The following is a 25,430-nucleotide window of genomic DNA, read 5'->3' as shown; positions in this document are numbered from 1 at the left end:
CCCAAGCAACCGTCTCGCCCGCCCCACCCACCATCCAAGGAGCCCGCATTGAAAACTCGCCTTCGCCGACTGACCACAGCGGCGGCAGCCTCGGCCTTCGCCCTCGTCCTGGCCGCCTGTTCGTCCTCCTCCTCCGGCACCACCGCCGACGGAAAGACCGTCCTCACCGTGGTCGGGTTCGAGGGCGGCGGCAACGAGATCGCCGACATCCCGGCCATCAACGCGGCCTTCGAGAAGGCTCACCCCAACATCAAGGTCGACTACAAGTACGTCGCCAACACCGAGTACGACGCCTACAACAACACCCGGCTCGCCGCGGGAACCGCCGCGGACGTCCTCATGGTCAACAAGAGCCGCCTGACCACCTGGCAGCAGCAGGGCTTCCTCGCCGACCTCAGCGACCAGCCCTGGGTCAAGCGGATGCTCCCCAACCTGGCCCCGTACACGCAGGTCGACGGCAAGACCTACGACTTCGTCCAGCAGAACATCCCGATCGGCCTGTACGCCAACCTGGACCTGCTGAAGAAGGCGGGCATCAAGCAGGTGCCGCAGACCTGGCCCGAACTGATCAGCGACCTCAAGACGCTCAAGGCGAAGAACATCGGCGGCCTGGAGATACCCAACCTCAAGGGCTGGGACGCCGAACAGGTCTCCCTCGCCCTGGCCGCCAACCTCATCGACCCCTCCTGGGGCAGCGGCTACGACAAGGGCACCTCCACCTGGGCCGCCACCTGGAGCCCGGTGATCGACCACCTCAAGCAGCTGCTGACCAGCGGTCTCGTCGACGGCAAGACGATGAACGGCCTGGACCCCTTCAGCCAGGGCGTCTCGCAGTTCACCGCGGGCAAGTGGGCCTTCTACGTCGACGGCGCCTGGGACCTGAGCCACTACCAGCAGAGCGCCAAGTTCGACTTCACGCTCAACCCCTTCCCCGGCGGCCCGGCGGGCAGCAAGCCCAAGACCTTCACCTTCATCGGCTCGGGGTGGTCGGTCAACGGCGCCTCCGCGCACAAGACCGCGGCCGAGAGTTACGTCGACTTCATGTCGCAGCCGCAGCAGGACAGCGCCTACCTGAAGGCCGAGAGCTGCTTCACGACGCTGACCGACGTGCCGAGCCCCAAGGTCCCCCAGTCCGCCCCGGTCGCCGCCGCCTTCGCCGCCGGCAACACCAGCCCCTCCCAGGTCGAGGTGCCCAACTACCCGAACTCGGAGGACAAGTTCACCGCTCAGCTCAACGCGCTCTTCAACAACCCGTCCATGGACACCGGCGCGCTGCTGAAGCAACTCGACAAGGACATCCCCAAGACCCCGTCGAAGAAGTAGTCACCCCGCCCACCACCGAACCCGTGCGGGGCCTGCCCTACGACAGGCCCCGCGGTCCGCGCCCCCGATGAGGTCGCCGTGAGACTCACCACCCGATCCGCCGCGCTGCTCATGCTTCCGGCCACCGCCCTGTACGCCCTCTTCGTCATCTACCCCACCATCAGGTCCGTTCTGCTCAGCCTCACCGACGCCCACGGCGTCATCGGCGGATCGTTCGTCGGCCTGGACAACTACCGCGAGGCCTTCCAGGACCCGCAGGTGCTCGCCGCGCTCAAGAACACCCTCGTCTACACGGTCGTGGTGGTCGTCGTACAGAACGCGCTCGGCCTGGGCATCGCCTACTGGCTGTACAACTCGCCGGCCGTCCGCACCATCGCGCGCACCGGGCTGCTGATGCCCGCGATGATGGCCCTGGTCGCCGTCTCCTACCTGTGGTCGTTCCTCTACTCCCCGGTCGGCGGCCCGCTCGACGCCGTCATGGACGCCTTCGGCCTGCACAGCCTGGAGACTTCCTGGCTCGGTGACACCCACACCGCCCTGATGGCGATCGCCGTCTCCTACATGTGGATGTACCTCGGCTACACCGCCACCATCTACCTCTCCAACTACCTCTCCATCCCTGCCGACCTGATGGAGGCGGCGGCCCTGGACGGTGCCCGCGGGTGGACCCGGTTCCGTCGCATCGACTGGCCGCTGCTCGCCCCGTCCCTCACCGTGAACATGACCCTGTCGACGATCGGTTCACTGCGCGTGTTCGACCTGCCCTTCATCATGACCGACGGCGGCCCCGCCAACTCGACCCAGACCCTGAGCTACGTCATCTTCGAGGACAGCTTCAAGGACTTCCGCTTCGCCTACGGCACCGCGGTGGCCGTCCTCCTGCTGGTCATCACCGTCGTCGTCGGCGTGCTCCTCACGTCCGTCCTGCGCCGCCGGGAGGTCGCCGCATGACTCTCACCGCTCCCAGCACCACGAGAGCCGTCAGCCCCGCCCCGGCGGACACCGCCCCCCTGCGCCGGCGCAGGCTGCGCAGTGCCGCCTCGCACGTCGGCCTGCTCCTGGTCACCCTGGTCGTCGTCGCCCCGATCCTGCTCATGGTGAAGGTCTCGCTGCAGTCCGACGCCGACGTCGCCGCCCACCCGCTCTCCTGGCCCAGCCACTGGAGCCTGCACAACTACGTGGCCGCGGTGCAGACCATGAACTACGGGCGCAGCCTCTACAACACCGTCCTGATCACCGGCGGCGCCGCCGTCCTGGTCATCCTGACCGGATCACTCGCCGCCTGGCCGCTGGCGCGCATCTCCCGCCGCTGGACCAGGACGGTCTACCAGCTCTTCGTGGCCGGCCTCACGGTCCCCGTCTTCGTCATGATCACCCCGCTGTACATGTTCATGCGAGACCTCAAGCTGCTGGACTCCTACACCTCGGTGATCCTCGCGGAGGCCGCGATCAGCCTCCCCTTCGCCGTGCTCTTCTTCACCAGTTTCCTGAGATCCGTACCCGTCGAACTCGAGGAGGCCGCCGCCATCGACGGTGCGGGTCCGCTGCGCACGTACTGGCACGTCATCCTGCCCGTCCTGCGCCCGGCCACCGCGACCCTCGTCATCACTCTCACCCTGGCCATCTGGAACGACCTGGTCATTCCCCTGGTCCTGCTGACCTCCGACAGCAAGCAGACGATGACGCTGGACGTGTACTCCACGATCGGCACCCACGCCTACAGCACGTCCCAGCTCCTGCCCACGGTCGTCCTGGGCACCGTCCCGCTGCTCGTCGTCTTCCTGGTGCTGCAACGGCACATAGTCGCCGGTATCACCGCCGGGGTCAGCAAGGGATGAGGCATGCTCGGAACGGCCGGGGAACGGCGGCTGCGTGCGGCGCCGCCCCGGTCGGGGTTCGCGCCGCACGCGTGGTGGAGACGCCGATGCTCAGCGGAGGGCGAGACGTCGGCGTAGACGGCACTTCGGCCGTACAACACTCCCAGCGACTGGATCATCTCCGCCCGCCCAGCGCACCCGGCGCTGGTGCTTTGACCACGTAGGTTCGCCGGGTTGGGCGTCCGAGCGGTTGGATGAGCGGTGACGTCCGATCTGATCGCTGGGGGTGTGGTGGCTGCGCCTGTCCGTGTGCGCAGGTCGACGGACCAGGAAGGGCAGAAGCTGCAGCAGATCGTGCGCCTGGGCAGCACCGGTTCGGTGCGTTACCGGCGCGCGATGATGTTGCTGGCCTCGGCTGGCGGGAACCGGGTGCCGGTGATCGCGACGTTGGTTCAGGCCGACGAGGACACGGTCCGGGACGTGATCCACCGGTTCAACGAGATCGGTCCGTCCTGCTTGGGCCCTCGGTGGGCGGGAGGCCGTCCCCGCCTTCTCAGTCCGGACGGCGAGGACTTCGTCGTTCAGACGCCCACCACCCGACCGACCAAGCTCGGGCAGCCCTTCACCCGCTGGTCCATCGGCAAACTAGCCGCCTACCTGCGCCGCGTACACGGCCGTGTGATCCGGATCGACCGCGAGGCGTTACGGTGCCTGCTCGCCCGCCGCGGCGTCACCTTCCAGCGCACCAAAACCTGGAAGGAATCCCCCGACCCCGAGCGCGACGCCAAGCTCGACCGGATCGAGCACGTGCTGGAGCACTTCCCGGACCGCGTGTTCGCGTTCGACGAGTTCGGCCCGCTCGGCATCAGGCCCACCGCCGGGTCGTGCTGGGCCGACCAGGGTCGGCCCGAGCGGCATCCCGCGACCTATCGTCGTCGCCGACCGAGTAGCAACCGTGAAAGTAGCGCACCCCGTGAGTACGGTGAGAAGAACCGGGTCGAGCTGTGCTTCACCCCGACCTACGCGTCATGGGCCAACCCGATCGAGGCTCACTTCGGACCGCTGCGGCAGTTCACCATCGCTAACTCAAACCATCGCAACCGCACCGCGCAGACCCGGGCCCTTCACGCCTACCTCCGCTGGCGCAACGCGAACGCCCGCCACCCCGACGTGCTGGCCGCCCAACGCCGCGAACGTGCCCGCATCCGCAGCGAGAAGGGCATCCGCTGGGGCGGCGGAAGCCAGGCAGCCGCTGCCTGAACTGCCCGCGCTCCCCGGCGGCCACGCACTACGGTGGGATACATGTCCGAGCCCTCCGTGCGGGATTTCTACGACGACTTGGCCCATGACTACCACCTGATGTTCCGGGACTGGGACGCGAGCATCGCCTATCAGGCCGAGGTATTGGGTGGGCTCGTCCGCCAGTCTCTCGGCGTGGGACCGCACACCGTCCTGGACTGCTCGTGCGGGATCGGCACCCAGGCCATCGGGCTGGCCCGGGCCGGGCACCAAGTCGTCGGCAGCGACCTGAGCCCGGTCGCCGCCGCGCGCGCTGCCGCCGAGGCGGCGGCCCGTGGCAGCCGGCTTCCGGCCGCTGCGGCTGACATGCGCCAACTGCCTTTCAAAGAAACGTCGTTCGACGTCGTACTCTGCGCGGACAACTCGCTCACGCACCTACTCTCCGGGCAAGATCTCCGGGCGGCACTCCTCGGCATGAGACGGGTACTCCGAGCCGACGGACTGCTCGTGATCACCGTCCGGGACTATGACGAGACGCGCCGGACCAGACCTACGTCGACACCGCCCCAGGTTTCGCAAACACGCGACGGCCAAGCGATCACCTTCCAGCTGTGGCACTGGCACGAAGACGGCGAACGCTACGACCTGGAGCACTTCCAGCTCATCCCCGCAAAGAACACCTGGCAGGTTCGAGTCCGCCGGACCACCCACTGGGCGCTGACGCCCCCGCAGCTGACAGAGTTCGTGACTGAAGCCCGCTTCACCAACATCGCCTGGCACAGTCCGGCCTCCAGCGGGTACTACCAGCCCGTGCTCACCGCACAGCGCGCTCCCTCAGCGCAGTAGCCCAGACATCGGCTCCGCCCTGCCCAACTTTCCGTTCATCCATGGCAAACCGGTGAACGTTGCCGGTCGCAGCACTGGCTGGTCGGCCAGACCGTCGGCGTACAAGTCCAAGCGGTCATCCGGGGCGGGCCCGGCCACCGGCCGTTCGCCGACGACGCCGGTCGGCCTGGTTAGTAGTAATCGCGAAGCTCAGCTGACCGCGGCCGCCGTGGCCTTCACCGCCGCCGTGGCACCCACGTGGCCGGCCGTCGGCCCGGTGTGTGCACTGCCGTCCGCGACGGTGGCGCTCGAGCGGGTGCAAAGCGGCGCGCACTACCCCACCGATGTCGCAGCCGGGGCCGTCATCGGTCTGGCCGGCGCATGGCTGACCCGCCACGCCCCCCGCCTGATCCTGCGCCTGCGGTAGCAGGCAGGTCATCAGTAGTGCCGACGGCCGGCGACCGCATCTTCCGGACGAGCCGAAGAACGTGATCCCTTGTTGCCACAGCAGAAGCCTAGGGCTCCAGGCGCGACGAACGCGCCGCACTGCACGGGCGCTGCCCGCAGCCGGCCCCGTGGGGGCCCGGGTAGTGCCGGCAGTGCCGGCATCGCGCACTCGGGGGCCGGGTGGTCACGCCTGGGGTGTGCGACGGATCGGGGGGCGACCGGCGCGGCCTGGCCGGGAGGGGCGAGCGTGGGCGCCGCTCACTTCACCAAACACGGCGGCGCGGTGGCCGCTCGCCAGCCGGCGGACCAAGGCCGAAGCCCTACTGGTCGCTGTCAGTGCCGTCGTCCCGAACAGCGGGGCGAGCTGCCGCAAGATGAGGTTCGTCCACCAGTACGCGGCGCTACCGCGGACACGTCAGCGCCACCGGCGGTTCACTCGCTCACCGCGGCAGCCCCACAACACCTGCATTGGCATGGCGTCGTGGCCACGAGGATCTGTAGAAGCACCCGCATGCACACGGACCTCAGAGGATCTGGCGGCCGACCACTGCCCCGCCGGGATCATCGGCCAACACGACGGTAGCGGTGATCCGCTTGCCCACCGGCTCTCGATGCATCTCGAAGCTCCGGCAGACAGCCATGACGATCTCCAGTCCGTGCTGCCCCACCCGGCTCGGGTCAGCAGCGCGGGCGACCGGCAGGCGCGGCTCGCTGTCCCACACTGTCACCTCCACGCAGCCCTCGATGACCTCCAACGTCAGCAGGCACGGGCCGGGAGCGTATTTGTGGGCGTTGGTCACCAGCTCGCTGACGACCAACTGCACCATGCCCATCGCACGGCTTGAAACCGGCAGTCCGTGCACCGCTTGCACATCAGCCAGGAAGGCTCGGGCCAGATCCCGGCCCTCGGCGATCTCCTCAGTCCCCTCGAATGCAGCGGACGCCGAGACCCGACGGTCCACGAGCGGCTGTGGATCCTCCTCCCGCCCAGGCAGCTCCATACGTTCAGCCTAAGATCCGAAGCACCACTAGTCGCGCACCCTATACCCCCGAATCTTCACCGCAGCCCTCACGCAGGCGAACCTGGTTGGGTGCGGTGACGGTTGTACGCGGCGTCTGTCAGCGGCTCAGTCGCCGGAGTGCCGTTGCCGTCCTTTTCCTCCTTTCCCGTCGCCGTGCTTGCCTGACCACTCGCCGCCCTTGTCGCCGCCGTGCTCCGGCCCGGGTGACGTCGCGGCGGACGGAGGGGTAGGCGATGGCGTCGTGGCCGGGGTCCGACCGGCGGGTGTCGATGCGATGCGCGTGGGTGAGGCAGAGGCCGGAGACGCAGGCGTCGTGGCGCCGGAATTGAGCGAGGAGCCGAGGGCCGTTGCTCCGGCGAACAGGGCGAGGCCGGCGCCGGCGAGGACGGCTTTGGGGGCCAGTTTGCGGCGGCCGCTGGGGCGGGAGTGCGTGCCGGCGCGGGATTCACCGGAGTGCGGGGCCGGAGGCGGTGGAATGGCCGGAGTGGGCATGAGGGTGGTGCCGTCGCGCTCGGTCGGTCGTGGTGTCCCGTTCCGCGCGGCCAGCCAGGCGGCTGCCTGCTCGGCGGTGGGCCGTCGGGCCGGGTCCTTCGCGAGCATGCCCAGCACGTAGTCGGAGAGCGGCTGCGGTATGCCCGGGCGCAGGCGGTCGGGCGGTGCCGGTGTGGCACTGACGTGCTGCTGGACCACGGCCAGTGACGTGGCTCCGCTGAACGGAGGCCGCCCGGTGAGCAGTTCGTACAGGACGCAACCGAGGGAGTAGACGTCGGACGCGGGCTGCGCGGGACGGCCCAACGCGCGTTCCGGAGCGAGGTAGTCGGCGGTACCGATGATCTTGCCCGTGGCGGTCAGGCTGCTGGCGGCCTCCTCGGCGAAGCGTGCGATGCCGAAGTCGGTGATCTTCACCGTGCGGTCGGTGGTCAGCATCACGTTGGCCGGTTTGACGTCCCGGTGGACCACTCCCTCCTGGTGTGCCGCAGCGAGGCCGGAGGCCGCCTGGGCCGTGATGGCCGCCGCCTCGGCCCAGGGCAGGGCGCCGCGCAGGGAGCGTTCCTGGGCCAGGTTCCAGCCGTCGACGAGTTCCATGACCAGGTGGGGCCGGTCATCGTGCGCGCCGAAGTCGTACATGCCCACGACGTTCGGGTGGTTGAGCCGGGCCGCGATCTGCGCCTCCAGGCGGAAACGCTCGGCGTCCGCTGCCTCCTCGGCACGCAGCAGTTTGACCGCCACGAGCCTCCCGAGGAGGTGGTCGCAGGCCCGCCACACCTCGCCCATCGCGCCGCGTCCCAGCAGCTCCTGCAACTCATAGCGGTCCGCCAGCACAGCCTGCACACCCACCCCGATCATCGCGTTGCTCATAGTTCCCCCGGGCCCGATAGTTCGGTTTGCGGGCGTTCGGGTCCCGGTTGCCCAGGCCGACGCACACTCCCGCACGGACCAGGCGCCGGGGTGCGCAGGGGGCAGGCAGGCGACAGGGGATTCACCTGCCTATCCCCCACTGCGCGACCACCCGCTCCGAATAGGGACGAGCGGGTGCCACGTGGCCCCTGGGTCCCTAGGCCCACTCCTACAGCGCACCGGAGTGACGGGCCGTCACACCCCTGGGGCCCCCAGCCCCACACAGCTCCCGAGCTGGATGAGCGGGGCAGGCCCGGCACGGGGGAACCGAACCTGCCCCAGCACATCGGCGCCTCCAAAGCCTCCCCCCGGAGGATGGGCGCCATGACCCCACCGGGGTCACTTCCAACAGCGCGCCACAGGTCAGGAGTGTCACGAAGGAAGGGAAATGGTTGCGAGACCGACAACTCTGTGAAGGAACACCCTGACCTCCTTAATAATCCGATCACGCATTACGCGAACACCAGCGGCCGGCGACTGCGGCAGCATGCAATCACACTCCCCCATTCCGTCCGGAAATTTGCCATGGCATGTGAACATGCAGGTGAGTGCCCGTATAGGCAGCCATATTTGGGACATCGCAGACCTCGGTGTAACGCTGCAGCGCGTGCGGAACGCAGAAGTGGGGAGAAGCGGGGTACCGACCGACTGAATCCGGGTGCCCTGGCACGAGCATGCAGATACGGCACTACGTCAGATCGGATATCCCTGTGAGAAACATCGACCCGATTCCCGGATACCAGGCATACAACGAGCCGCCGGACCCGGACCGCTCTCTGCACCGCCAGGCCACCACGCGGCGTACGGCCATCACCATCTGCACGATCGCCGACATCGCGGCGGGCCTGCTGGGCCTGTGGATCCTGCTGTTCCTGCTCGACGCGAACCGCGCGAACGTATTCGTCGAATTCGTGCGGGGCACAGCGGACTGGCTGTCCTGGTGGTCACAGGACATTTTCACGATGGACACGGAGGCGCTACGCATCGTCCTCAATTACGGTCTCCCCGCCGTCATCTATTTGTTGATCGGGCACGGGATCGCTGCCCGGCTCAACCGCGCCTGACAGCGGACCGGCCTCTTTGTTGATCGCCATGAAAGTGGGCCGAACCATGACACACAGCTCCACTGGAAACGATCGCTTGCCGATCTATGAGGACCTGATACGCGAGCGCGGTGACGTCGTCGCGGAAGCCCAACTCGCCGCGAAACACACGCAGTACCGGGCAGCGGAATCGCTGACGGGGCGGGATGCGGGTCAGCAAGCTCGTCGTCGGGACGACAGCGCCGGATCCGCTGCGGCTGGTCAGCCGGAGTGGCGCGGGTCGCCGCCGTAGGGATGGGCCTCGGGGGGGTGCGTCCGCGTATCCCCGTCCTCACCCAAGGACCAAGCCGTGCCCCCGGACAGGCCGACGGCACGTCGAACCAGGAAGACCAGAAAGCGCAGATGGATTACTGCTCCTCATGCCGTCGGCACCTCAACGGCGCACTGGTGTGCCCCGGGTGCGGCGCCTACGCCCCGGACATCGCCCCGCCCGCCATGGACGGTCACAGCGGCTCGGCCTCGGCGATGACGAGCGCCGGACCAGCCACAACGGCCCACCGGGACCCCGCGGCCTCCGTCACATGGCACGACAGCCTCCCGGACGGCGAGGCGGAGTCCCGCGCTGCCCTTGACGTGGACCCGCACGTCGCCGCCGACAACGCGGACCTGCCGCCCCTGCGGCCGGGGCGTGCGGTACGCCGTCGTCGGCTGGCCGGCTGGAGGAAGAACAAGCGGCGGGCGGCGGTCGCGAGCGCTGTCGCACTCGTCGGAGGCGGCCTGAGCATCGCCATGATGGACCGGCACTCCACCGACCGGGCACAGGCAGCCGTGGCGCCGGACGACCCGAGGACGAGCGCCGTCCAGGAGCAGACTCCCCAGCAGAGCCCTCCGGCCGCCGCACCAGCGACCGCTCAACACTCCCACCGGTCGTCACACGCCCCGTCCCAGCCGCAGCTGCCGACGACCAACGCACCGCAGCAGCCGTCCCTGGCGGCAACGCCCCGCGCGACGTCACCGATCGCCCGGCCGGACGCCGTGGCTCCTGCCCGCCCGGCCGCGACGGCGACCCCGCAGCCGCAGAGCACCGCGTCGGCCGTCGGCAACACGACCCCCGACCGCTCCGGTACGACGACACAACAGCGGCCGGTGCCCGCGACAGGCGACAGCACGAAGCCGGGCACGTCCCAGACCACCAGCCCCTCACGGGCGTCGACGTCGCCGACGGAGGTCTGCCTGCTCGGCATGTGCCTGGGCTGACCACGCCTGCACCCAGCCGTTCCCGGCGGGACGAGGGAGCGGAGTTCGCGAGCCATGTGTCAGCCCGTGAGCAACCGGCCCCGGCCGACGGAAGGGAGAGGACGCAGAGCCCATGAGTCCCCGCTGCGCATTCCAAGTCCTGCTGCGCCGTATCGACCGATGGTGGGCCGTCGACATCCCCCGCCTCGACCTCCACAGCCAGTGCCACACCCTTGAAAGAGTGGAGGACCTGGCGCGTGGCCTCGTCGCCGACGCCGTCGGAGTCCCTCCGGACGCGATCGTGCTGGACATTCTGGTGCCTGAACTCGCACCCGTGCTGGCCTCGGTGACCGAAGCGCAACGTCGCCGTGCGGCCGCGGTCGCCGCCGAGAATCAGGCGATCGCCGCCGCTGTTCACGAGCTCGTGGACAAGCTCCACGTGAGCCAGGGTGACGCCGGGCGTCTGCTCGGCATGCCCCCGAGCGAGGTGGCCCGCTTCACGCCACCACGCGGCTCGTCACCCGCCGGCCCAGGGCAGCTCACTCCCCGGCCCGCATCCGGTCCGCCGCGACCGGCCGCCACCCCCGCTCTCCGCTCGCACCCCGGCCCCGCCCGGCGACCACGGCGGGCGACCTCCCCGGCCCGGCCCTCCTGGGCCGCCCCTGACGACGACACGGAACGCCGAGGCTGACACAGGGTGCTGGCAGGCCCGGTCGCGGTGGCGCGGGACCGTTGTGTGGAATATCCACTGATTATTTGGGAGGCCGGTGTGACGTGTCGTACGCTCCGGGGCGTTGCTCGGCCAGTGGGGACGGATCGATCGTGCAAAAGAAAGGGCGTGTGCAGGGCGCGTCGGCCGATGATCTGGCGCTGAGCACGGCAGTTGCACAGGCCCAGGACGGTGACGAGGCGGCGTTCTCGGTTCTGTACCGCTCGGTCCAGCCCGGCCTGCACGCATACCTGCGCGGGCTCCTGGGCGAGGGCGCCAAGGACGTGGCCGCCGCCGTCTGGCGGGAGATCGCACGCGAGCTGCCACGTTTTCGTGGCGACGGACACGGATTCCGCGGCTGGACGGCGAGCATCGCCCGGCGCCACACACGCGGCCACCTCCGGCGTCACGGCGCACCACACAATTCGGCAGGCACCAGGGCGCCCGTGACCGGAGACCGCACTGACGACCCTTCACCGCCAAGAGCCCTGCTGTCGGCCGAGACGGCCCAGGCCCTGGTCGCCCGGCTGCCCCACCCCCAGGCCGAGGCGGTCCTCCTCCGCCATGTCATACGCCTCGACGAACCCGCGGTCGCCCGGGTCATGAGCAGGCCCGTCCTTGTCGTACGGGTCCTGGAGCGTCGTGGCCTGAGGAGCCTCGCCCGTCTGCTGGACACCAGCGATGTGACACACAATGTCGTGCGCTCGCTGGGGGAACCGGGATGAGCATCCACCGAAACGGAGACGAACAGTTGAGCGGCGAGGCTCACCGGCCCGAAGCTGCCCCACACCTCGGCCCCGCGACCGAACACGACGGTGCGTTCGGCCTGGACGACATCGCCGAGCGGATCGGTGAGGCGCTGCGTCAGCAGCCCGTGGACGGCCGTGCGGAACAGGCCGCCCTTGCCGCCTTCCGCAGCGCACGTACAGCGAGCGACGGTGTCGTACGCACGCGACGCCGGGATGACTGGCGCCCGAAGACGCGAAAACAACGTTGGGCGCGCGGAGGCGCCCTCGCCCTCGCGGCCAGCACCCTGCTGGGCGGTATCGCCGTCGCCTCCATCGGCGTGGTCGACAGCGCACAACACCACGCTCCCAAGGCCGGCACCAGTCACAGCTCGCTTCGGCCGCCCAGACCCGCCCTTGGCGAACAGGGCTCCCCGTCCACCGGGCCAGGGACAGCGCCGACCGCCGCCCCCTCTCACCCCGGCACCGCAAAGGACATCGAGGCCCACTGCCGTGCCTATGAACGGATCAAGGGCCGTGGCCATGCGCTGAGCGCCACGGCATGGCAACGCCTGGTCCGCGCCGCGGGCGGTGAACAACAGGTCGCGGGGTACTGCGCCCAGTTGACTGGACCGGCGGACGACACCACCCCGGCGCCGACGAAGGCGATGAAGGCCAAGAAGGCCGGCAAGACGAAGAACGCGAACAAGACGGGCACAGGCCAGGGCAAGCCGAGCACCGAGACCAAGCCATCGAAGGGGCCGTCCCACCGGCCCTAGGCAGCGCCCGATCCGAGGCGGCTGTCGGTCTTGAACTCCGGCGCGAACGAGCGGCGAGGACGCGGCTTCTTCATGCCTCCGTGATGGACATCGTCCTTCCGGGGCCGAAGCCCCAGATCTCCGATGTCCGTCAAAGCGGAGAGGGCCCATCAAGTTGAGAGCGCGAGTTCGATTCTCCTCACCCGTCCAGCGAGCGCAGCGCTCTGCCTCTACCTACTTCATGCTGGACTTTTCATCCACGCGATGAGCCGGGTCCACCAGCCGTCCTTCGATCGGCCCGGTCGGACCGGTTCCGGCACCGTTCGAGTCACCGGTACCCCTGTGCGTACAGGCTCGCGCTCCGCCGACTCACACATGCACCGCTGAGCCGTTGGCAGAGCGGCGAGCACTTCCTCCACGTGTCTCCCGCAACCCTCATAGGTCACCTTCCGGCATGACTGGCAGACAGCACGTCGGCACATGATTTCCCTTCATCGACGCCCTCATTAACGCCCCAGTAATATCAACAGTTTCGTCACAGTCGAATTCACATTTCCGCCACAAGCACCCCCATACATGCACCGTCTCCACGAACAACTAACTCCCGCCCGCAGGAGAGACGACCATGGGGATGCATCACGCCCCGATCTCGCGTGGCATCTCTCACTCAGCTATGTCAAGCGGTCACGGCCGGAATCCCCTTGAGGTTGCTCGGGACACCAAAACAATGGTTCCATCTCGCCCGGTCGAGAAAGGAAGTCACTACTCCGCATCGTGACAGGCCATCATCGCGCCTTTTGAGATCGTCGACCCGGGCGCGGCGAGGGCAGGAGACCGAGAACGGCAACCGCCCTCACGGAACGGGTGATGTGCGCCGGTCAGAAGGGAGCAACGTGAGTTGCTCGCACGCCGCAGGATGTCCCCTCTTCCCCTTGCTCAGGGCGAGTTTGCAAGGTTGGCGCGACTACTACTGCGACAGCGAGGACCGGTGGCTCGGCTGTGCGCGCTACCAGGTGTCACTCACCGGCGAGCGTGTGCCGATCAGCCTGCTGCCCAACGGAGCCCGCGCGCGACACCTTGAAGACGCGGCCACCGGCCAGGACCGGTCCGGTGCCGCCGGCCCGGAGCAGGGACCCCAGCAGGCCCCTCCACCCCAGCACAATCCCTGGCCGCCGGAGAACGCGTCCTGGTCGCAGCCGGCACCGGCTGGGCCACGTGACCGCAGCACCGGAGACCATGGCTCGGTTCGGGGCGGTATCTCCGACGATTCCGGTCTCGCATTACCGACCGTCATCGACCCCGCCTTTTCCCCAGTCTCCGGACCGCTCATCTCGACACGCGGGACAAGCGCCCGGCTCGAAGCGCGGCTGGTGGGCTCGATTCACCGAATGGATGGGAGGCCCCGCATGAGTGGCTACTGGCCCTGGTGGGCCGGCGCTGCCGGGCTCGCTCTGATCACCATCAACTACACCCTCGCCACAGACCGGTCTTTCGGGGTGTCGTCCGCGTGGGACCGCGTCTTGCACTGGCGCAGGGAGCGCCGCCTGGAGCGGATGGACGAGGAGTTCACCGACGAGCGCGCTCTGGCTGACGCTCTCGCCGCGGCTACGGCCGAGCACTTCGGCCCGGGCCCCGCCGCGCCCACCGCGCCGCTGGCTCCGTACGGGACGTCACAACCGCTCGAAACGGACGCCGAACCGACGCTGAGTGAGAACACCTCGGCCACGAGCCCGGGCCCCGCCCCGCTGGTGACCCAGGCTGCCCTGTTGCTCTCCATCTTCTTCGGCGGACTGATCGCCGCGCTCACCTCCGGGCGGTTCCACCTCCGCTTCGACATGGGCCCGGGATTCCGGAACGTGGTCACCGCGAATCCGACCGCCATGACCGTCCTGCTGTTCGTCGGAGGCGTGCTGGTCGGCTTCGGCACGCGGCTGGCCGGTGGGTGCAGCTCCGGCCACGGACTCAACGGCTGCGGCCGTCTGCGCCCGGCCAGCCTGGTCGCGACCGCCGTGTTCTTCGGCACCGCCGTCGCGGTGTCGTTCCTGCTGTGGAAGGTGATCTGATGCGTACTCGGGGCGCGATACTGCTGGCCAACATCATCACCGGCCTCACCCTCGGCTTCACCGTCTCCAACATCGGCTTCGGCGACTACAACGAGCTGAACCGCATGTTCACCTTCCAGGACCTGCGCATGCTCCTCTCCTTCGCCGGTGCCGTCGCGATCATCGTGTGCGCATTCGCTCTGCTACGCGTCCGCCGCACCCCGGGGCGCATCCACGCCGGCGTGGTCCCCGGCGCAGTGCTGTTCGGTACGGGCTGGGCGATCTCCGGAGGGTGCCCGGCAATCCCGATCGTCCAGGTCGCCGGCGGATACCTGCCCGCCCTGGTCACCATCGTCGGCGTCACCGTCGGCATCCGGCTGTGCCGCTGGGCCAACGCCCGCTACTTCCACCTCGACCGCGGCTCCTGCGGTCTGTAACCAGGGCTCACCGACACGCCCCGTCTGAGAAGCGGCCCTCCTTTGATGAACGCACATGATGAGCGCAAACCGCCGACTCTCCGCAGGCGCAGCCGGAGCCGGGCCGGTCGGGCAGTGGGGCCGCGCGGGGTACCGGGCCGCTCCGCGTCGTCGCAGAGCGTCCGGACAAGGCCCACGGGAAACTCTGGGACGGCCCGAAGGCCGCCCAGGCATGGCGGCGAGGCGCGCCAGGCATCCCCGAGGTCGGCCGGCACCGGCAGGTGGTGGGCATCGTCCAGACGCCGGGCCGACGGGAGTGCCCATCGCCATGCCAGTCCTGCGGGCCTCGGCTGAAGTGGAGCACGAAGCGGCGTAAGCGTCAGGCGAAGTCTCGCTGTGGGACATGCACTACAGCCGGGTGTATACCGATATGTATGGGTGCGGGGCATGTGCCGGTGGACCGCCTCCCGGAGCAGCAGCTGGGCCGCAGGCTGGTGGCAATCCCCCTTGCGCTGATCGTCGCGATCACCGTGGTGGACATCCATTCCCCGCCAGACATCCACCTGGGCCCCTTGCTGGTCATCGCACCGGCCCTGACCGCTTCCCTGGCCGGGCCGCGACTGACCGCCCTCGTCGGAGCACTGGCCGTGGCGGCCCAAGTGCTCATCGGCGTATTTCACGGCGGACTGACCACACCCAACCACCTCTCACAGATCGCCGCCTTGACCCTGCTGTCCGCCTTGGTCGTCTTCGTCTGCCACGTGCGCGAGCGGCGCAGCCGTGAGCTGAACCGGGCACGGTCGGTGGCCGAGACGGCGCAGCTCGTACTGCTGCGGCCACCGCGACGCCGGATCGGGCCGCTGCGGGTGGCGTGGCTGTACCTTGCAGCCGAGGACGAGACCCGGATAGGCGGCGACCTGTTCGCGATCGCCCGCTCCGAGCGCGGGACCCGTGTGATCATCGGCGACGTCCGGGGCAAGGGATTGGCCGCCATCGGTGAGGCATCCATGGTGCTGGGCGCGTTCCGCGAGGGCGCGCACCACTACGACACCCTGCCCGAACTTGCCTCGGGCCTGGAGGTGAGCGTGTGCAGAAGCCTGGAAGACGCCGCCGACACCGAGAACGATCCGGGTGAGCACTTCATCACCGCCCTGCTGCTCGACATCCCCGACCAGGGCACGCAGGTCGAAATGGTCAATTTGGGCCACCCCCCGCCCCTCCTGCTGCACGACGGCCAGGTCACCGTCCTGCACGCGAGACGCCCCGTACCCCCCTTGGGCATGTGCGAACTGCCCGCCCCCAGCCACCGCGCCGACCCCTTCACGTTCGAGGACGGCGACACGCTGCTGCTCTACACCGACGGTGTCATCGAAGCCCGCTCGCCCGAGGGAGCCTTCTACCCCCTCACCGAGCGCGTCACCTCCGCGCCCACGTCCGGACCCGAAGCCCTGATACGCCACATCCACCGCGACCTGCTGAACCACGTCGGCCACGAACCCGGAGACGACGCCGCTCTCCTGGCCATCGAACGCTACGGCGCCCACCACCTCCACCGACCGCACATCACGGGCCACCCTCCCCTCGACGGCCGCCGTCGACTCGACTCCGCCTCAAAGCCGGTTCCGGGGGCCCCTTCCTGAGCCCTCCTAAAAACCCGCCCTCTCACAGAGCCCTCAGGCGCGCGGCCCCCTCCTTCGGCCCGTGGCGCGGACCGTGGTGAGCGTGTTGCAGCGGTCGAGGCCACTCTGGGCATCGAGGCGTCGAGGGTGCGGCCCGGGCCGCCGCCGGGTTCGGCGAATGCCCGCACCCTGATGTCACGCCGAACCATCAGCCTCCGTAGCTCGTGCAGTCACCCCGGCGCCGCTCGATGAGCCTGGAGGACGCCGAGGACGCCGCGCACGAGGCGATGCTGCGGGCCGCGGAACGCCCCGACCTCGACGACGAGCGGCTCGGCGCCTGGCTGACGACGGTGACCATGCGGCTGTGCGTCGACCGGTACCGGCAGGTCAACCGCGAGGCCGAGGTGGGCAGCCGCCCCACGCTCGTCGCACCGGGCCCGGCGCCGGGTCGAGGAGGCGGTGACGCCTCGGCGGATGGAGGCCACGCCAGCGCGACGCAAGGCGGGCAGGCGCTCGCCGTCGGGGCTGGTGTCTACCGGGAGCTCTACGCCAAACGGGATGGGCTCTGCCGCCAGGTCGACGGTGACGTAGTCAGCCAGCACGGACACGGCGAGGTCGGCCAGTTCCTGCCCGGTCTGCATGACATCGAGGGTGCTGCCGATGCGCGTGCTGGCCTCGCTGAGGACGGCAAGACGCTCTCGGACCCGCTGGCTGCCGGTGACATCCACGATCATGGAGCACACCCCAAGTGCCTGGCCGCTCGCGTCCTGCAGGCAGAAGAACGAGACCGAATACGCGTGCTCCCGGCGTCGATCCGTCGGCGGCCATCCCTGGAACTCGTGGCCCGCAGAGGTGCCGCTTCCCAGCACCTGCCGCATCACCACCTCAAGCGCCTCGGCTTCGAAACCGGGCTTCACATCCGCCACGCGACGCCCGAACCGCCGGTCATGAGGCACTCCGTCGAAGTTCTGGCAGGCGCGTTCGGCGGAGCCCTGCTCGTGCAGCACACGGGGCTCGGCTGGCCTCTGCTGGCCAGCACGTTCGGTACCGCTGCCGCCGTCCTGGCCGTACCACGCGGCCCGTCCGCGGGCTGACTCAAGCCCGCCTGTCAGTCCCCCTCACTGCGGCCCCAGCAGCCGCTTCACCCCCCACACCCCCATTTTTTGGGCTTGCTCACTGGAGATGATTTCCATGGCCACTATGCCCGTGGCTGGCCTCCCCCCTGTCAACGACGACCACGTCGCCGACCTCGTGATCCGCAACGCCAAGCTCTACACCGGCGACCCGACGAACCCCCAGGCCAGCGCCGTCGCCATCAAGGACGGCAAGGTCACCGTGGTCGGTGACGACAACGACGTCGCCCGACTGATCAGCGGCCGGACCCGAGTGGTCGACGCGCTGGGCCGCCGGGTCGTGCCCGGCCTCAACGACTCCCACCTGCACGTGATCCGCGGCGGCCTGAACTATGTCCTGGAACTGCGCTGGGACGGCGTACCGACGCTGCGCCAGGCACTGGCGATGCTGCGCGAGCAGGCCGCCCGCACCCCCAAGGGGCAGTGGGTGAGGGTGGTCGGCGGATGGTCGGCGGACCAGTTCGCCGAGAAGCGCCTGCCGACCCTGGCCGAGCTGAACGCGGCCGCTCCGGACACACCGGTGTTCGTGCTGCACCTGTACCAGTCCGCCCTGATGAACCGCGCGGCGCTGAAGGCGGCGGGATACACCAAGTCCACGCCCGACCCCAAGGGCGGCCAGCTCGTGCGCGGCCGTGACGGGGAGCCGACCGGCATGCTCCTGGCCGCCCCCAGCGCGCTGATCCTGTACTCCACCCTCGCCGCGGCACCGACCCTGCAGGGCGAGGACCTGAAGACCTCCACCCGCCACTTCCTGCGCGAGCTGAACCGATTCGGTCTCACCTCGGCCATCGACGCGGCCGGCGGCTTCCAGAACTTCCCCGACAACTACGGCACCGTCATCGACCTCGCCAAGGCCGGCCAGCTGTCACTGCGCATCGCCTACCACCTCTTCCCGCAGACCCCGGGACAGGAGATCGACGACCTCAAGCGCTGGATCGACATGGTCAAGCCCGGAGACGGCGACGCATGGCTCCGGTTCAACGGCGCCGGAGAGAACCTGACTTGGTCGGCGGCCGACTTCGAGAACTTCACCGAGCCCAGGCCCGAGCTGGCCGCGGGCTACGAGGGCGACTTCGAGAAGGCCGTACGGCTGCTGATGGAGAACGGCTGGGGCTTCCGGCTGCACGCCACCTACGACGAGACGATCCGCCGCGACCTCGCGGTCTTCGAGAAGCTCGCCGCCGAGGGCCTCTTCCCTGCCGGCAACCGCTGGCTGTTCGACCACGCGGAGACCGTCTCGGGCGAGAGCCTGGACCGCGTCGCGGCACTGGGCGGCGCCATGTCGGTCCAGAACCGCATGTCCTTCCAGGGCGAGGCGTTCGTACGCCGCTACGGCGCCGCTGCCGCAGCGGACGCACCCCCGGTGCGCGCCATGCTGGAGCGCGGCCTGACCGTCGGCGCCGGCACGGACGCCACCCGGGTGTCCTCCTACAACCCGTGGGTCGCGCTGCACTGGCTCGTCTCCGGCCGGACCATCGGCGACCTGACGATCTACCCGCCGGAGAACCGCGTCAGCCGGGAGACGGCACTGACCATGTACACCCGGGCCGGCGCCGAGCTCACCGGTGAGCAGGATGTCAAGGGCATCCTCAAGCCCGGCTTCTACGGCGACCTCGCCGTCCTCTCCGACGACTTCTTCACCGTCCCGGAGCAGGACATCCCGCACATCGAGTCCCTCCTGACCGTCACCGGCGGACGCATTGTGTACGCCGCAGGCGAGTACGAAGGTCTGGACGAGGCGATACCGGCGATCAGCCCGGCTTGGAGTCCGGTCGCCCACTACGGGGGCTACCAGGCCACCGTCAAGCCCAGTATCTCGGGCGCGCGACAGGCGGAGCTGCTCGGCCAGGCCGTCGCCGAGTCCGAGCAGCACCGGCACTGGCGCGCCCAGCGCGGCTTCGCGCCGGAGGCTCCGACCGAGATCTTCGACACCTGCTTCGTGCTCTGAGGCACCGCTCCCGACCTCTACCGCACCACCCACCACGCACGAGGAGAGTGTGATGAACACCGGACTGCTCATCCTGAGGCTGGTCGTCGGCCTGCTGTTCGCCGGGCATGGGATCCAGAAGGTCAGCCACCGCCTGGGAGGCCACGGGATCGAGGGTGGAGCTGCGGAGTTCCGAGCGGACGGGTTCCGTGGCGGCCGGCTCACTGCGGCCGCCGCGGGCCTCGGACAGATCACCGCAGGTCTGCTGCTCAGCGCGGGAGCGCTCACCCCTTTGGCGGCCACCATCTCGGCGGGAGTCATGACGGTCGCGGCCACGGTGAAGTGGCGCAACGGGCTCTGGGTGCAGCACGACGGCTACGAGTACCCACTCGTCCTGACCGTCCTGCCGACCGTGCTGACGCTCACCGGGCCCGGCCGCTGGTCGGTCGACCAGGCCATCGGCCTCCTTCCCTGGGCCCCCTGGTGGGCGGCCTCGGCCGTCGGCCTCGGCATTCTCAGCGGGCTGACGACCCGCGCCGTCCTGGCACGGCCGGGCCTGTCCGTCTGAGTCATCAGGAACATCTGCGCCGCCGGCGCGTTGAGACTGGCATGGAGAGAGACGAGAGGGCGGCGGAGGGCGGAGCCCACGCCGCCCTCCGCCAGTGGCGACGTCCGTGGTGGCGGAGAGAGCATCGACCGTGAGCTGCTCGACGGGTGGATGCTGGTGATGCAGGGCTTCCAGGCCACGCAGGACTCTCTCGCGAGCGAACTGGCCGAGCGCTTCAACCTCCGCCAAGGCGCCGCCGAGGTTCTGGTGCGCTTGCTCACCGCGCCCAGGAACCGGATGCCGATGACACGCCTGGCACACGAGACACGCATGTCCAGTGGCGGGTTCACCAAGCTTGCCGACCGGCTCTGCGCGGCCGGTCTGACTCGGCGTATGACCTGTGCGGAAGACCGGCGCCTCATCTACCTCGAACTGACGGACCTGGGCAAGGACACGGCCCGGGCCATAGCCGAGACCGTTACGGGGATTCTGCGCGATCGAGTCCTCGCCCCTCTCGGCCGCGACGGGTTGGGCAAGCTCGCCGACGCCATGCGCGCGGTGCGCGACGCCAATGACGATCCAGGGAAGTGACCTCGGCACGCAGAGCGTCCGAGGATTGAAACGTCGGCTGCGAATGCACTTCCTCATGCGTGAAGCACAATTACCGAGTTGCGGTGGAGGAAGGCGACGTCAGGCTGACCGTTCCGAGTATTCCGAATCTGCACCGACGCCTTCGTCGTGGTGGTCCACCGGCCCGATAAGTGCCTCACTGATCTCACGCAATTGCTCAACGTGGGCAGGCGTCAAACGGTCGAGGAAATGAGAGCGCACGCAGGCGAGCTGAAGGGGAGCTGCGGCCCGCAAGGCATCTCTTCCCGCACCGGTCAACCGCGCCAGGACGATGCGGCGGCTGACGGGATCCGGTACCCGCACCACCCAGCCGTGCTCCCGTGTGCGGTCCACCAGATGAGAGAGTCTGCTGGTCGATATGCCCATCCGCCGGGCCAACTTGGTCAGGCCCAATTGCCCCTCAGGAGCTTCCGCCAGCCAAGAGAGCATCTCATAGTGGATCTGCCACACGCCGGTCTCACGTCGAATTTCCTGCCCGACCTGCTCAGTCAGCCACCGTGCCGCACTACTGAAGGCTCGCACAGAGTGCTGCGCGTCAACACCGGCCGATTCAATGCTCTCAGTGTAATTTTATGTTGAACCAAATGGGAAGTGTGACATACGCACTTGGTCAGACGCCTTTCCCGGTCACCAGCACGGCATGGGCGATTCCGGTGAGGTTGCCCTGTGCGACGAGGATCTCCTTGCGGTCCGATCCGTCGAGGCCGGCGGTGTAGACGCTGCCGCCCAGGTCGGTCACGTACATACGGCCGCCGTCCGGGTCGAGGGTGATGCCGATGCCTTCCATCAGGTGGGTGAGGAGGATCTCGGGCGAACGTACTGCGTTCGGCGGGTGCATGGGTGCGCGGTTCACGGTGTTGCCCCGGGGCGGGTCGCCGCGGTCCGTCCAGTACAACAGGCGCTGTGCGTGGTCGAGTTCGAGGTCGATCGGCTCTGGTAGCCCTTCGAAGAGCACTTCGATGTCGCTGCGTTCGGCCGCGCTCTGCCCGTCGGGCAGGTCGATTCCGGCCCGCAGGATCTTCCCCTCTCCCCCGTCGCTCGGGCCCTTCTGGGACCAGTAGAGATGTCCGCCGGCCGGGTCGACGGCGACTCCCACGCACCACCTTCTCTCGTCCTCGCGGTCGTCGGCTCCCTGTCCCGTCTGCACGAGTGTCTCGACGTTCGAGCCGTCGAGTTCGCAGCGCATCACGCGCATGCCCTCACGATCACCCCAGTACAGCTTCCGGCCCACCGCCTCGAAGTGGAGCTGCTTCGGGGTGTGCGTGACGCCGCTCGGCACGATCGTCGTCCGGTTGCCTCCGTCCAGATCCACACGCTCGATCGACCCGTCGTTCTCCGCCGGCACACCCATGTTCGTCCAGTAGACGTGCCCGGCCGCCACATCGACCGCCACCCCGTCAGGGACTCTGCACCCGGTGACGAGGAACGTCTTGCCCGAGCCATCGGGGTTCACGCGGAACAGCCGGCCGCCACCGCTGGCCTCGAGTACGAACAGTCTTTCCTGCCGCTGCGTCATGTCCCCTCCTGTGTCACGGGGTCGGCTGTGGACCCCGGGCCGGAGGAATCATGCCGTGCGCGCACGGCCAGCAGGGCCGAGAGCATCGCGTCGCGATGGTCGGCCAGCTCGTCGACCGAGTGGCCGTTCGCCTCATCGAGGACACCGGCCACGATCGTCTGCTGGAGCTCAGGTGTGAACTCGGGGGTGCCCAGCTCGTGCCAGGACGCCACCATCCGCGGCATGAGCGTCTCCATGAAGTGCTGGATGCCGCCCTCTCCTCCGCCCAGATGCCACAGCAGATGGGGTCCCATGACACCCCATCTGAGCCCCGGGCCCCAGGACACCGCGTCGTCGGAGTCGGCCACGTCGAGCACGCCCTCCTGGACCAGGTAGACCACCTCGCGGTACAGGGCGGCCTGGATGCGGTTGGCGACGTGCCCGGGAAGTTCCTTCTTGAGGTGGACCGGTTTCTTGCCGATCGCGGCGTAGAACGCCATGACGTCCCGGACCGTGTCCGGATCGGTCCTCGTGCCGCCGACGACCTCGACCAGAGGGACGATGTGCGGCGGGTTGAAGGGATGCCCGATGACGGTCCGCTCCGGGCGCCGACACTCGGCCTGGATGACGCTCATCGTGATGCCCGACGAACTCGATGCGAGAATCGCGTCAGGCGGCGTGGCCTCGTCGATGTCGGCGAACAGCTTCACCTTGAGCTCCGGCCGCTCCGGTGCGTTCTCCTGGACGAAGTCGGCGTCCGCGACGGCCTGACGCAAGTCCGCGGTAAAGCTCAGCCGGTCGGGCGAAGCCCCGGGCGCGAGCCCGATCGAGGCGGCCGTGTCCCATGCCGCCTCCACGTACGCCCGCAGAGCCGTCTCCGCGGTGGGGGCGGGATCGGTCGCCGTGACGTCGAACCCGCGGACGAGATAGTGCGTCGCCCAGCTCGCACCGATCGTGCCGGTCCCCACGATCGCCACGCGCTGGACAGGCCTGTGCGCATTCATGACTGGTCACTGCTCCTGAGAAAATCGGATACGGGGACGTAGGGGGCTGACGTGACCGGTATCAACGGCCGTGCCAGACGGGCGCGCGCTTCTCGGCGAACGCCCGCGCGCCTTCCCTGGCGTCCTCACTGGTGGCCAGCCCGCTGGTGATCTCGTCCTGGCGTGTGAACGCGTCGCTCTCTTTCAGGCCCTGGGTTTCGCGCAGGACCTCCTTGACGGCTGCGAGCGCCAGCGGTGCGTTCCGCGCGACGCGCTCCGCCAGTTCCCGGGCCACAGCCAACGCGGTGCCGGGCGGGGTCAGTTCGTTGACGAGCCCGTACTGCTTGGCTGCTGCGGCGGTCAGCGGTTCGCCGGTGAGCAGTACGCGCGCGGCGACGTGGTACGGAAGGCGGCGCGGCAGCCGGACCAGTCCGCCCTCTGCCGCCACGAGACCACGAGTGGTCTCGGGAAGCCCGAACCGGGCGTCCTCCGCGGCGACGATCAGATCGCAGGCGAGTACCATCTCGAAGCCGCCGCCGAGCGCCCAGCCCTCTACCGCGGCGATCAGCGGCTTGCGCACCGCCGCGCGGGTGAGCCCGCCGAATCCTCGGCCGGGGAGCACCGGCAGCTCCCCCTTGGCGAAGGCTTTCAGGTCCATGCCGGCGCTGAACACCCCGCCCGCGCCCGTGAGGACGCCGACCGAGAGTTCCGGGTCCGCGTCGAGCAGATCCACGGCCGCCGCGAGTTGTACCGCGACCTCGTGGTCGACGGCGTTCTTCTGCGCCGGACGGTTGATGGTGAGGGTCAGCACGCCGCCACGGCGCTCGTGCAGCACCATGGCGGCCGCTTCGGGCGCCGTGCTCATCGCGGCGCCTGCCCTTGCGTCGGGCCGGGAATCGCTCCCTGGGCGCGCAGTTCGGCGATGTCGGCAGGGCCGAACCCCAGCTCGGCGAGGATTCCGTCGTTGTGCTCACCCAGGTCCGGGGCCCGCTTCGCCGGGACTTTCTCGACGCCTCGCACAGTGACCGGGCTGTTGATGGTGTACTCCAGCCCGCTGACCCCTGCCAGCGGCACGACGATGTCGTTCGCGCGCAGCTGCGGGTCCTGCGCTGCCTCCTCGGGTGTCTGGATGAGGCTGTAGGTGACGCGTTCCCGGGTCAGGGCGTCCTTCCAGTGGGCGAACGGGCGAGAGCGGAACTCTGCGTCGAGCAGTTCCGTCAGTGCGGCGGAGTTCTTCACGAAGCCCTCGATGCCGGTGAAACGGGGGTCCTCGAGGAGCTCGGGATGCCCGATGGCCCGCGTGAGTCCCGGCCAGTGCGGGGGTGAGGCGACCAGCATGAACCACTCGTCGTCCGCGGTGCGGTAGGGATTGATCAGGGGGTTCGCCGGTGCCTTCCGATCGTGCAGCTCGAACGGCGTGCCGCCGGCGAGCGCGCCGGCCACGAGTGTTCCCGTCGCCCATACGCCTGCGGCGAGCAGCGACGTCCCGACGCTGGCCCCTTGTCCCGTCCGCTCGCGACGGTACAGAGCGGTCACGATCGCGGCGTAGATCGCGATCGCCGACATGTAGTCACCGCTGCCCCAGACCGGCACCGTCGGCGGTGCTCCCGCGTCCCGGGTGGAGGCCAGCAGCCCGCTGCGCGACCAGGCGGCGGTCAGGTCGAATCCCGGCAGTCCGGCGTCGGGACCGGCATCCCCGAAGCCCGTGATGTCGGCGTAGACGACGCTCGGGTTCCAGCCCGAGACCTCCTCGTAGCCGAGGTGCAGCTTCTCGCGCGTGCCGTGCGGGAAGTTGGTGATCACCACGTCGGCCCACTGGACGAGCCGCTTGAGAACCTCGGTGGCCGCCGGGGACTTCAGGTCGAGCACCATGCCACGTTTGTTGCGGTTGGCGAGGTGCCAGCTGTAGTTGGCCTCGGCCCGGGGGCTGGGCGGCACGGAGCTGAGCCGCCGCTGGGGGTCCCCCTTCCCCGGTGGCTCGATCTTGATGACGTCCGCTCCGAAGTCGGAGAGCACGGTGGCCGCGGCCGGTCCCGCGATGAAGCTCGACGCGTCGAGGACCTTCAAGCCGGTGAAGACGGATTCGGTGGTCATGG

Annotated in this window: 24 protein-coding genes and 2 pseudogenes; 18 read left to right on the top strand and 8 right to left on the bottom strand. The window is 69.1% G+C overall.

What is annotated here, in order from left to right; translation table 11 throughout:
• The first annotated feature begins 48 nt into the window (after positions 1-48).
• The 6 genes from ACFYZE_RS30835 to ACFYZE_RS30810 all read left to right on the top strand — a co-directional run bounded on the left by ACFYZE_RS30835 (position 49) and on the right by ACFYZE_RS30810 (position 5,631).
• A complete protein-coding gene (locus tag ACFYZE_RS30835; protein WP_389001202.1) occupies positions 49-1,323 on the top strand; it encodes an ABC transporter substrate-binding protein in 1,275 nt (424 codons plus the stop codon).
• A gap of 78 nt (positions 1,324-1,401) precedes the next feature.
• The gene (locus ACFYZE_RS30830; protein ID WP_389001200.1) at positions 1,402-2,274 is read left to right on the top strand and encodes a carbohydrate ABC transporter permease; all 873 of its coding nucleotides are present in this window, start codon (positions 1,402-1,404) and stop codon (positions 2,272-2,274) included.
• The gene (locus tag ACFYZE_RS30825) at positions 2,271-3,161 is read left to right on the top strand and encodes a carbohydrate ABC transporter permease (RefSeq protein ID WP_389001197.1); all 891 of its coding nucleotides are present in this window, start codon (positions 2,271-2,273) and stop codon (positions 3,159-3,161) included. The genes ACFYZE_RS30830 and ACFYZE_RS30825 overlap by 4 nt, the downstream gene beginning before the upstream one ends.
• A 270-nt stretch (positions 3,162-3,431) precedes the next feature.
• Positions 3,432-4,400, top strand: coding sequence for a helix-turn-helix domain-containing protein (locus tag ACFYZE_RS30820; RefSeq protein ID WP_389001357.1), 969 nt, complete (start codon positions 3,432-3,434; stop codon positions 4,398-4,400).
• Positions 4,401-4,442: 42 nt separating this feature from the next.
• Entirely contained in the window at positions 4,443-5,225 is a 783-nt protein-coding gene (locus ACFYZE_RS30815; protein ID WP_389001190.1) for a class I SAM-dependent methyltransferase, read from the top strand.
• Between the two features lie 52 nt (positions 5,226-5,277).
• A complete protein-coding gene (locus ACFYZE_RS30810; protein ID WP_389001187.1) occupies positions 5,278-5,631 on the top strand; it encodes a phosphatase PAP2 family protein in 354 nt (117 codons plus the stop codon).
• A gap of 544 nt (positions 5,632-6,175) precedes the next feature.
• Here ACFYZE_RS30810 and ACFYZE_RS30805 read toward each other — a convergent pair.
• Both ACFYZE_RS30805 and ACFYZE_RS30800 read right to left on the bottom strand, forming a co-directional pair.
• Complete coding sequence (locus ACFYZE_RS30805; RefSeq protein ID WP_389001184.1) at positions 6,176-6,652, bottom strand: ATP-binding protein; 477 nt, start codon at positions 6,650-6,652, stop codon at positions 6,176-6,178.
• A 126-nt stretch (positions 6,653-6,778) separates the two neighbouring features.
• Positions 6,779-8,032: a serine/threonine-protein kinase gene (locus ACFYZE_RS30800; protein WP_389001181.1), complete on the bottom strand. Its 1,254-nt coding sequence runs from the start codon at positions 8,030-8,032 to the stop codon at positions 6,779-6,781.
• Between the two features lie 749 nt (positions 8,033-8,781).
• Between ACFYZE_RS30800 and ACFYZE_RS30795 the strand changes: the two genes are divergently transcribed.
• From ACFYZE_RS30795 to ACFYZE_RS30755, 9 genes and pseudogenes are all read left to right on the top strand, one after another.
• Positions 8,782-9,135, top strand: a complete 354-nt coding sequence (locus tag ACFYZE_RS30795; RefSeq protein WP_389001178.1) for a hypothetical protein — start codon at positions 8,782-8,784, stop codon at positions 9,133-9,135.
• A 381-nt stretch (positions 9,136-9,516) separates the two neighbouring features.
• Positions 9,517-10,371 (top strand): hypothetical protein, encoded by an 855-nt coding sequence (locus ACFYZE_RS30790; RefSeq protein ID WP_389001175.1) that lies wholly within the window; start codon positions 9,517-9,519, stop codon positions 10,369-10,371.
• A gap of 112 nt (positions 10,372-10,483) precedes the next feature.
• Positions 10,484-11,041: a hypothetical protein gene (locus ACFYZE_RS30785; RefSeq protein WP_389001172.1), complete on the top strand. Its 558-nt coding sequence runs from the start codon at positions 10,484-10,486 to the stop codon at positions 11,039-11,041.
• Positions 11,042-11,172: 131 nt separating this feature from the next.
• Positions 11,173-11,784 carry an RNA polymerase sigma factor gene (locus tag ACFYZE_RS30780; RefSeq protein WP_389001169.1) on the top strand — a complete coding sequence of 204 codons (612 nt, stop codon included), beginning with the start codon at positions 11,173-11,175 and terminating at the stop codon, positions 11,782-11,784.
• Positions 11,781-12,563, top strand: coding sequence for a hypothetical protein (locus ACFYZE_RS30775; RefSeq protein ID WP_389001166.1), 783 nt, complete (start codon positions 11,781-11,783; stop codon positions 12,561-12,563). The genes ACFYZE_RS30780 and ACFYZE_RS30775 overlap by 4 nt, the downstream gene beginning before the upstream one ends.
• Positions 12,564-13,948: 1,385 nt before the next feature.
• Positions 13,949-14,605 carry a YeeE/YedE family protein gene (locus ACFYZE_RS30770; RefSeq protein WP_389001163.1) on the top strand — a complete coding sequence of 219 codons (657 nt, stop codon included), beginning with the start codon at positions 13,949-13,951 and terminating at the stop codon, positions 14,603-14,605.
• Positions 14,605-15,021: a YeeE/YedE thiosulfate transporter family protein gene (locus tag ACFYZE_RS30765; protein ID WP_389001160.1), complete on the top strand. Its 417-nt coding sequence runs from the start codon at positions 14,605-14,607 to the stop codon at positions 15,019-15,021. The genes ACFYZE_RS30770 and ACFYZE_RS30765 overlap by 1 nt, the downstream gene beginning before the upstream one ends.
• Before the next feature lie 413 nt (positions 15,022-15,434).
• Positions 15,435-16,640 carry a PP2C family protein-serine/threonine phosphatase gene (locus tag ACFYZE_RS30760; RefSeq protein WP_389001157.1) on the top strand — a complete coding sequence of 402 codons (1,206 nt, stop codon included), beginning with the start codon at positions 15,435-15,437 and terminating at the stop codon, positions 16,638-16,640.
• A gap of 227 nt (positions 16,641-16,867) precedes the next feature.
• Positions 16,868-16,954, top strand: a pseudogene (locus tag ACFYZE_RS30755) (hypothetical protein); the annotation flags it as partial.
• A gap of 387 nt (positions 16,955-17,341) precedes the next feature.
• Here the strand turns inward: ACFYZE_RS30755 and ACFYZE_RS30750 are convergent.
• A pseudogene (locus ACFYZE_RS30750) lies at positions 17,342-17,626 on the bottom strand (protein phosphatase); the annotation flags it as partial.
• A 184-nt stretch (positions 17,627-17,810) separates the two neighbouring features.
• Here ACFYZE_RS30750 and ACFYZE_RS30745 point away from each other — a divergent pair.
• From ACFYZE_RS30745 to ACFYZE_RS30735, 3 genes are all read left to right on the top strand, one after another.
• The gene (locus tag ACFYZE_RS30745) at positions 17,811-19,700 is read left to right on the top strand and encodes an amidohydrolase (RefSeq protein ID WP_389001154.1); all 1,890 of its coding nucleotides are present in this window, start codon (positions 17,811-17,813) and stop codon (positions 19,698-19,700) included.
• Between the two features lie 52 nt (positions 19,701-19,752).
• The gene (locus ACFYZE_RS30740; RefSeq protein ID WP_389001152.1) at positions 19,753-20,247 is read left to right on the top strand and encodes a DoxX family protein; all 495 of its coding nucleotides are present in this window, start codon (positions 19,753-19,755) and stop codon (positions 20,245-20,247) included.
• A gap of 150 nt (positions 20,248-20,397) precedes the next feature.
• A complete protein-coding gene (locus ACFYZE_RS30735) occupies positions 20,398-20,817 on the top strand; it encodes a MarR family winged helix-turn-helix transcriptional regulator (RefSeq protein WP_389001149.1) in 420 nt (139 codons plus the stop codon).
• Between the two features lie 99 nt (positions 20,818-20,916).
• Here the strand turns inward: ACFYZE_RS30735 and ACFYZE_RS30730 are convergent, their stop codons facing one another.
• From ACFYZE_RS30730 to ACFYZE_RS30710, 5 genes are all read right to left on the bottom strand, one after another.
• Positions 20,917-21,306: a MarR family winged helix-turn-helix transcriptional regulator gene (locus tag ACFYZE_RS30730; protein ID WP_389001146.1), complete on the bottom strand. Its 390-nt coding sequence runs from the start codon at positions 21,304-21,306 to the stop codon at positions 20,917-20,919.
• Between the two features lie 160 nt (positions 21,307-21,466).
• Complete coding sequence (locus tag ACFYZE_RS30725; RefSeq protein WP_389001143.1) at positions 21,467-22,372, bottom strand: 3-hydroxyacyl-CoA dehydrogenase; 906 nt, start codon at positions 22,370-22,372, stop codon at positions 21,467-21,469.
• Positions 22,369-23,355, bottom strand: a complete 987-nt coding sequence (locus ACFYZE_RS30720; protein WP_389001140.1) for a 3-hydroxyacyl-CoA dehydrogenase NAD-binding domain-containing protein — start codon at positions 23,353-23,355, stop codon at positions 22,369-22,371. Before ACFYZE_RS30720 ends, ACFYZE_RS30725 begins: the two co-directional genes overlap by 4 nt.
• Positions 23,356-23,416: 61 nt before the next feature.
• A complete protein-coding gene (locus tag ACFYZE_RS30715) occupies positions 23,417-24,199 on the bottom strand; it encodes a crotonase/enoyl-CoA hydratase family protein (protein ID WP_389001137.1) in 783 nt (260 codons plus the stop codon).
• Positions 24,196-25,428: a CaiB/BaiF CoA transferase family protein gene (locus ACFYZE_RS30710; RefSeq protein ID WP_389001134.1), complete on the bottom strand. Its 1,233-nt coding sequence runs from the start codon at positions 25,426-25,428 to the stop codon at positions 24,196-24,198. The genes ACFYZE_RS30715 and ACFYZE_RS30710 overlap by 4 nt, the downstream gene beginning before the upstream one ends.
• Positions 25,429-25,430 lie beyond the last annotated feature (2 nt).

It is taken from the genome of Streptomyces sp. NPDC001796 (assembly GCF_042892355.1).
Lineage (GTDB): Bacteria > Actinomycetota > Actinomycetes > Streptomycetales > Streptomycetaceae > Streptomyces.
Note: the sequence above shows the minus strand (reverse complement) of the source record. Positions and strands in the feature narration are given on the sequence as shown.